General features: G+C 37.7%; 10 protein-coding genes and 1 pseudogene. 1 reads left to right on the top strand and 10 read right to left on the bottom strand.

Translation table 11 applies throughout. The features are described 5' to 3' along the window. Positions 1–218: 218 nt before the first annotated feature. From MF4640_RS17935 to MF4640_RS17915, 5 genes are all read right to left on the bottom strand, one after another. Positions 219–440, bottom strand: a complete 222-nt coding sequence (locus MF4640_RS17935) for a DUF6500 family protein (protein WP_010326907.1) — start codon at positions 438–440, stop codon at positions 219–221. 56 nt (positions 441–496) lie between these two features. After that, positions 497–715, bottom strand: a complete 219-nt coding sequence (locus MF4640_RS17930; RefSeq protein ID WP_005324296.1) for a hypothetical protein — start codon at positions 713–715, stop codon at positions 497–499. Between the two features lie 4 nt (positions 716–719). Continuing rightward, the gene (locus MF4640_RS17925; protein ID WP_078390430.1) at positions 720–2,015 is read right to left on the bottom strand and encodes a Y-family DNA polymerase; all 1,296 of its coding nucleotides are present in this window, start codon (positions 2,013–2,015) and stop codon (positions 720–722) included. Positions 2,016–2,027: 12 nt separating this feature from the next. After that, positions 2,028–2,663, bottom strand: a complete 636-nt coding sequence (locus MF4640_RS17920; protein WP_078390429.1) for a LexA family protein — start codon at positions 2,661–2,663, stop codon at positions 2,028–2,030. 107 nt (positions 2,664–2,770) lie between these two features. Beyond that, positions 2,771–3,421, bottom strand: coding sequence for an SOS response-associated peptidase family protein (locus MF4640_RS17915; protein ID WP_078390428.1), 651 nt, complete (start codon positions 3,419–3,421; stop codon positions 2,771–2,773). A gap of 215 nt (positions 3,422–3,636) precedes the next feature. On the opposite strand from MF4640_RS17915, the gene MF4640_RS19570 reads away from it, so the two are divergent. Continuing rightward, positions 3,637–3,777: a hypothetical protein gene (locus MF4640_RS19570; protein ID WP_004981682.1), complete on the top strand. Its 141-nt coding sequence runs from the start codon at positions 3,637–3,639 to the stop codon at positions 3,775–3,777. A 67-nt stretch (positions 3,778–3,844) separates the two neighbouring features. Here MF4640_RS19570 and MF4640_RS17910 read toward each other — a convergent pair whose 3' ends face one another. The 5 genes and pseudogenes from MF4640_RS17910 to MF4640_RS19160 all read right to left on the bottom strand — a co-directional run. Next, positions 3,845–5,923, bottom strand: coding sequence for a catalase (locus MF4640_RS17910; RefSeq protein WP_010326902.1), 2,079 nt, complete (start codon positions 5,921–5,923; stop codon positions 3,845–3,847). A gap of 290 nt (positions 5,924–6,213) precedes the next feature. Then, positions 6,214–6,897 carry a DUF421 domain-containing protein gene (locus MF4640_RS17905; RefSeq protein WP_004986536.1) on the bottom strand — a complete coding sequence of 228 codons (684 nt, stop codon included), beginning with the start codon at positions 6,895–6,897 and terminating at the stop codon, positions 6,214–6,216. A 71-nt stretch (positions 6,898–6,968) separates the two neighbouring features. Continuing rightward, on the bottom strand, positions 6,969–7,265 hold the full coding sequence (locus MF4640_RS17900; protein WP_078390427.1) for a hypothetical protein: 297 nt from the start codon (positions 7,263–7,265) through the stop codon (positions 6,969–6,971). 107 nt (positions 7,266–7,372) lie between these two features. Continuing rightward, on the bottom strand, positions 7,373–7,549 hold the full coding sequence (locus MF4640_RS19565; RefSeq protein ID WP_004986537.1) for a hypothetical protein: 177 nt from the start codon (positions 7,547–7,549) through the stop codon (positions 7,373–7,375). Positions 7,550–7,754: 205 nt separating this feature from the next. Then, positions 7,755–7,874: pseudogene (locus tag MF4640_RS19160) on the bottom strand (IS30 family transposase); the annotation flags it as partial.

The following is a 7,874-nucleotide window of genomic DNA, read 5'->3' as shown; positions in this document are numbered from 1 at the left end:
AGACTTGGAATTTAATGGCGTTAAAGTACCTGCTGGTCATGTCCATGCAACATTAATGGCCGCTTTTGAATTTGCATATGCTCAAGTAATATCAACTGAAGATTATGTTAGCTAAAGACTAAGATTTTAATATTGTACTTTGTTTATAATTTTTATTGTAATAATCAATATCCTATATCAAACCATGATAGAGTTAAGCGCTCTATCATTGTTTTTTATTACTTTGACTCACCTAAAACAAGTTGCCTAACTTTAACTGCTTTCTCGAAGTGATCTAATTTGTGTTTCATAATCCACCAGTGAGCAGCCTCCATTATTAGTTCTGGATTATCATTTTTATTCTTGAAGAAAGCATAAAAGGATAGACCGACATTTTCTCCTTTTTTCTCAATTTTCTCGTTGCACCCACGAATAAAAATTTCTTTTAATTCATCTCTCATTTTTGACCTACTTCAATTGTTCAATTTCTCTAAAACCCGTATTCCTGCCGATTGTTTTAGTTTACTGTTCCCAACACTGGAATCATTCTAGGTCCAGCCTGTCTAGCCTTACCAATAATCTCAACCAGCTCATCATAAGTCAGCTCAAACTTATCCTCACTGTCAAAGACATAGACCATATTCTTGTCTTTGAATTCTTCAGGAGTAGGCGGCACGAACCGCTTAGGAATTAAAATCTGTGCCAATTGTTCATTTGAAAGTTTATAAATATGCATAGTCTTATCTCACTCTAAAGAGTTCATTCCATTCGGTTAAATAATTCGGGGATTTGCGTTCTTGATTCATTTGCCAGTGCTCATCTTTGCGCCCGCATAAACCCAAGGACAGCGTGTTCTTGCCATACTTGTGGGTGATGTGATTTAAGGCGTCGGAGAGCTTGGCTCGCTTAATCTGTAGCGAATAATCTGTAAATAGGTCAGGGGAGAATTTGGTTTTAGGTATGATCTCCATCAGGATGATGCCTGCCTTTTTATACTTAAAGCCGGGTTTGAATACCTCATCAATTGCCTGCATCGCTATGCGGGTAATCTCTAAAACATCATCGGAGTGCTCGGGCAGCTGCATAATCACGTAAGGTGTGTATTTTGCACATTTATCAAAGCGACCAGTTTGAATAAACACCCCAATCATTTTGCATAAGGACATATCATCCCTAAGCCTTGAGACAGCTCTCTGCACGTAAAAACGCACTGAGGATTTGATGTTTTCAATGTCGTAAATGGGTTGGCCATAAGATTGGCTACTGATGATTTGCTTTTTAGCCGGGGCATCACTTTCTAGATCAATGCATGAGATCCCATTCAACTCTCGTACGGTCTTCTCCATGAGAATGCTGAACTGCTTTTTAATTTCTGCTGGATGCGCTTGAACTAAATCCAAAACGGTACGGATATTCATCGCATTGAGCTTTTTGCAGTTCTGACGACCCACACCCCAAACCTCGCCAACGTCGACTTGGGCAAGCATGGCTTCAGTTGAGCAAGGGTCCATATCGACCAGATTGCATACCCCATTAAAAAATTTATTCTTCTTGGCGAGGTGATTAGCAATTTTTGCTTCTGTTTTTGAGCGGCCAATACCTACACAGCAGGGTAAAGTGAGCCACTGCCAAGCGGTCTTACGAATGTCTTGAGCATAGTCAGTTAAATCAAATAAGTGCTCATAGCTGGTGAGATCCAAGAAGCATTCATCAACTGAATAAATCTCTTGCTCTCCTGGTGCAACATACATCCCCAGCAAAGTCATAAAACGACGTGACATAGCCCCATATAGGGCAAAATTACTGGAGAACACCTGCACGTCATGCTTCTTGATGATGTCTTGAATCTGGAATACCGGCACACCCATTTTAATACCAATGTCTTTGGCTTCTTGGGAGCGCGCCACGGCACAACCATCATTACTCGAGAGAACAATGACCGGACGATTATTGAGGGACGGATTAAAAATACGCTCACAACTGACGTAGCAGTTATTCACGTCGACTAACGCGAATATACGATTTTCAGCTTTCATTTTTTATACTTCTTATTTGCTGGTAGAGCGTCTATAAAATTGCTTGAGGTTGAATGTAACAACCCCTTGGATAGAGATAGATTGGCTGTCTTTAGGAATAATATGCTCGTAAGCTGGGTTTTCAGCTCTTAGCCAAATAGGGGGAAGTTTGTAGTCTTCATCCCCAAACATTTCTTTGATTTCTTGTTTTGACATCTTGGCGGTCATCATTAACCGCTTAAGTGTTATTTCACGCTCATCGATGAGAGCTAAAACGATATCTCTATGCTGTGCTGTAATACTCTTATCGACCAGAAAAGGATCATCAATTTCAAAGCCAGCGTAAAGCATAGACTCACTATCAACCCGTCCCATGAATGTGGATATAGGATTGAAGATCAGAAAGTCATTTAAGTCGATCGACTTATCAATATGGTCTTTGGTACCAAAAGCAGGACCTGCAGAAAACCGTTCCAATGCAGAAGGAATTTCGAGGCGGGTTTTAATTGAAATTTCTTTAAGATCAAACTTAGACCCTAGCTCATGCTCTTTTTGTATTTTTTCAAATACAGCATTGACGGTAGGACTTGGAGCACCATCTGGGCCCATAAGTGTTTGAAGGAATGACCAGACGTCATCCGAGAAATAGATCGGTAGTTTCTTTGACATGTTTGACTCCTACGCTACGAGGCGTGTTTGGAACTGAACTCTTTTTTTAGGATAGTCGGTGGCAAATTAAATTTCAAATTTAAAAGCTGTGGATAATCAATGCACCTTCAAATTAAATTAGGTTGAGCACCATTTTCGGATAAGCGGGATTTAGGGAAGGAGATGTACTCATCCTGCATTTCAAAGAAGAATTCATGCGCCTCTTTAAAGCTGCAATTCAGCCATTCTTTGCGGTATTCATCAGGGATTACGATGATCGAACGCTTCTCATCTTTAGGCTTATGGAATTGCTTCATGAAAGGGTGTTTATCAGCATTCATAGTGAGCATACTCATCGATCGGATTTGCTCTCCATTGATGACAGCATTCTCGTATATGGCCGCCACTGTAAAGGGCATGCCATCTTCACGAGCAATCCCATACCAGTGAGATTTCCCGTCAATATATTTAGGTTCAAAGATGGTTTCGACTGGAATCAAGCCAAACTGAGACTTATGCCAAGCTTCCCTAAAACTGGGTTTCTCAGCGACCGTCTCAGTCCGGGCATTGTATGTGTACTTGCCGAAATTCTTTTCCTTGGCCCATTTGGGAATCATTCCAAAATTAACTGATCTCCATTCGATCTTGCCGTCATTGGAAAAGATCAAAGGTGAAGGATAGTTCGGGAAAATGTCTTCAGGGAACTCCAACTGATCAGGCTCAGGGAGATCTAGGAGAAAAGCACGATTCTTTCTGATAGCTTCAAAGTTTGCGCACATAGACTTATCCCTTTTTATTCTTTGTAATCATCGCTCAAATAATAACCCAACTAAGAATAAAATGATTTCAAAACAATTTAGTATCGTCAACGCAGTGCTCACATAAGAATTTGCAGTATTAAACCTAAAAACAGTGAGTTTTACATATCTATAATTGATACTCAGCTCTACAAGTCATATTTATTTATATAAGCTATACTGGTGATGGAATCGCTATGACTAATAAACAAACGCAAGAGTCCAATCCTCAAAAAGAATCAAACGATGACAAGGGTGATCAGAAAACCTATCAGAATCCAGATCCTCAGAAAAAACCAAATGAAGAGCCTGAGAATCCACTTAAAGAGCAAAAGTAGATCAAAAAGCCCTCGTCGAGGGCTTTTTGAAATCAAATGCTTACACTACTTTTAATCTCAAATAAATTCATGCTGGAATAGCTGCGACAACTTTTTCTCTATCCCACAAACGGTGATTTTGAATAGCTTGTTTGAATTGATCTTGGATCTCTTTAAAATTTTGAGTAGAGAATAGAGCTGCATCCTTAGTGAGCTGAAACTCATCTATTAAAGCGCATTTATCACCCAGGAAAACAATGGGCTTGAGATGCTTATATGTCTCTAATACATAATGTTTAGAAACTCCATCAGCCTTAAATACTTCTAAATTATTCCCATCAATCACGATTACGGCATCATAAGTCACTGAAGGCTCGCCATTTTGTCTTCCATCTACTGGTATTTCATTGCCATCACAAGATTTAACAGGGGCTGCGTTCGGTGCTAAAGTTTCCACAATAGCTTTTTCGGCTTCAGCCCATATTTTAATATCATCTATTGATGACGCATTTACACCGTTATGAACGAGCAAGGCAATTTTTCGCTGTTTAATATCAGATGCAGGAAAAGATGAGGTACTTAATCTTTTCGAAGATGCAATTACGGGTTGGTGCAGACTATCTTGCTGTTTAGGGGGAGTTTTAATACCTAGCTCTTTCGCAACATATTCAGCTAAGTCCAAGTCAATATTAGCTAAGACAGCGTAAACTACACGTCTGCGGATATCTTCCGATTTAACCTTAGATAATTCAAAAGAATATGCATCCTTAATATGCTGTTGTTCATGTTTTTCCAAACTATGGTAGTGCATTGTGGCTTGCGAGAAATGATCAGCGAAACTTTCTGGTCGAACTCTTAGTTTGCTGCCTTGTACTTCTTCAGGATGTGTCTTGAAGGCACCACTGTCATTAGGTGATTCTCTTGGCCAATTTTCATCAACAGAATTAGGTTCATAATTTGCCTTTCCTTTATAAACTTCGTGATTAGCATAACCACCTCGTCTATTCGTATGAAAAGGACAAACGGGTTTGTTAATTGGAATTTGATTAAAATTTACCGTACCTAGTCTGTGTAAGTGAGTATCCGTATAGCTAAATAGCCGTCCTTGTAAAAGGGGATCGTTACTAAAATCTATACCTGAGACAATATTTGCAGGACTAAAAGCAACTTGTTCTGTTTCTGCGAAAAAATCATCTGTATTTTTGTTTAAAACAAATTTACCTAGTGGAGTGACAGGTACAAGTTCTTCTGGGATTAATTTTGTAGCATCTAAGACATCAAAGTCCCATTGTTTTGCATCTTCTTCAGAGAAAATTTGTGCGCCTAATTCCCATTCCGGGTAATTGCCACGCTCAATAGCATCCCACAGATCACGTCTGTGAAAATCGGGATCTTTGCCATTAATTTTTAAGGCTTCATCCCAGACGACTTGAGCTACCCCTTGCTTTGGAGTCCAATGGAATTTCACTAAGAATGCTTCATTATTCTTATTAATCAATCTAAATGTATGAACACCAAAACCTTGTATAGAGCGTAGATTTCTTGGAATTGCTCTATCAGACATTATCCAAGTAGTCATATGTGATGCTTCGGTGTTTAAAGAAATAAAATCCCAGAAAGTATCATGGGCAGATTGACCAGTTGGAACTTCATTGGCATCTTCTGGTTTTACTGCATGAACAAAGTCCGGAAATTTAATAGCATCCTGAATGAAGAAGACAGGGATATTATTCCCCACCAAATCATAATTTCCTTCTTCAGTATAAAATTTTATAGAAAAACCTCGTACATCTCGAACGACATCAGCCGAACCTCGCCCACCTTGAACTGTAGAAATACGGACAAAGATAGGAGTTCGATTATTTGTGTCCGTTAGGAACTTAGCTTTAGTCCATTTTTCATTACCGGTATAAGCTTGAAAGTAACCATGAGCACCGACCCCTCGAGCATGTACAACACGTTCTGGAATACGCTCACGATCAAAATGAATAAGTTTATCCCTTAGAAGAAAGTCCTCGAGAAGAGTAGGGCCTTTCTCATTAATTTTTAGACTATTTTGATTATCAGCTACGGGAACACCTAAAGAAGTGGTAAGAGTTTTACCTATAGGATCCACGTATGCTTCCTCAGAAAGCTGGTCGATTTTTGGTGTATTTGGTTCTTTCATATCACATTCTCTTATACATTTGCTTTATAAAGTTTTATGAAAATAAGTATTTATTTTCACGTAAGTTAATGGCTTATTTGTTGACGGATATTTTGTGCTTATACAATTTAATAGGTTATCTACAATCGAATATGAGTTACTTGCAAGAAAACTCTTTTTTGGATCAAAGATACCCATATAAACTTTAAGTATTTACGCTTTGAGTAAGGTAAAGAAATGTGTATTTTTTGTTCGCTTAAACTATTCATTTTAAATAATATTGAATTAATCTAAGTCAAAACAAAAGCTTATTAATTTTGATATTCCTCACAATACAAACAGGATTTAGCCCATTTTGTATTTTGACAGCGAGGGCATTCTTCATTTAAATGATTTAAACGTTGGGTTTGACCACACAACATACAAGAATAAAAGTGATCGACATTATGATGATCTGCGATTTGGTATTCATCGGGAAACAGAGGAAGGCCCCATTTTATATTTTCTTTAGAATATGGGATCACGCTTAGGCAGCCATCAGTCTCAAGCAGTGCTATTTTAACTTGTCCGAGATGCTCTATTTTTTTTTGGCGCATTTCAGCAAAGAACTCATCGTATGAATACTTTTCTTGCTTAATATCCTCAACAATCAGTAAACCATTTTTGACGATGTATATAGGTCGACCTTCCAATACGGTCTCAATAGCATCGGATTTCATCATTAAATAAGTTGTTAAGCGATATAAAGCCATAATTACTGCAAAAACGATGACAGCATGTATGATCGGAACTTCTTCATAGAACATAGCATCGCCAGCAGCAGATCCTAAACTAAGAATAATTGCGATTTCAAAGATGGAAAGTTGCCTAACACCACGTTTACCAGAAAATCTTAAAACTAAGATAATCAGGAAGTACATCAAGACACTACGAAGTACAATTTCTGCTGCAAAAGTAAATGTAGTATCAGCTAATAGTATTTTTATAAAGTCCATTTTACACCTATTTAATTATTATTTAGATGTGCTGATAATGAGCCTAAAAGGCTCATTATCATTATATTGGCTTACATTTTGTCCCATGCATCTTTAATCGCATGTTTGGCTTGTTCCCACTTTAAGCGTGATTCAGCCTTTAGTTCTTCCCATTTTACTTTTAGATCACTTTCTGAATCCTCAAATCGTGCATCAGTACCACGCTCATTTCGGACATGCTGACCTAATTCATAGGCTGAACGAAGATCACGGTCATAATCTACATCAGGAAGTTCTCGTTGGATATCGCCGTAATATGGGCGGTTTGAATAATCTGTACGCCAATCATGCTTGATTGGGTTTTCGTCTTGATGGTCATTGATAGTCATAATGAACTCCAATTCTATCCAACTAAGAATTCAAAAAAAATTCTTAGTTGGATTTAATTAATGAATGAGTTTAAGAATTTAATAATATTATTCAACATGAAAAACTATTATTTCTGTTGAGCGTGTTGGTCATTTTTCTGGTTTTGGTTCGGTTGTTTTTGCTGATTCGGATTTTTTTGCGGTTGGTCTGGTTGCTGTTGCTGTTGTTGCTGATCTGGCTTTTTTTGCGGTTGATTTGGCTGCTGCTGTTGCTGATTTTTCTGCTGTTGATTTTGATTAGTCATTTTACTGAACCTCATAAGATTAGAATTAATCTACATTAATTGATCAGTAGATTTATTATTAATATCATAATTTGTGTTTTAAAAAACATCAGAGGTGTTACATTTTAATTTTTGAGTTAAATTGTGTTTGTTTTAAAAGTTTAGGTATTGATAATAAATGGAAATATATATTTTGTTTTTTACAAAAGGCTAACAATGGGCGAATTCAAACATGAGGTGCGACAGTTTCAAAAGCCTTATGATAATCAACAAGCTGAGCAAATTTCTCTAATGGTGTAAGCCAATCTAACGCCTTTCTAGGACGAGTATTCAGTGACATGGCAAC

This window comes from Acinetobacter sp. MF4640 (assembly GCF_002018895.1).
Classification (GTDB): Bacteria; Pseudomonadota; Gammaproteobacteria; order Pseudomonadales; family Moraxellaceae; genus Acinetobacter; species Acinetobacter johnsonii.
The sequence above is the reverse complement of the archived record's forward strand: the minus strand, read 5'-3'. Positions and strand labels throughout refer to the sequence as shown.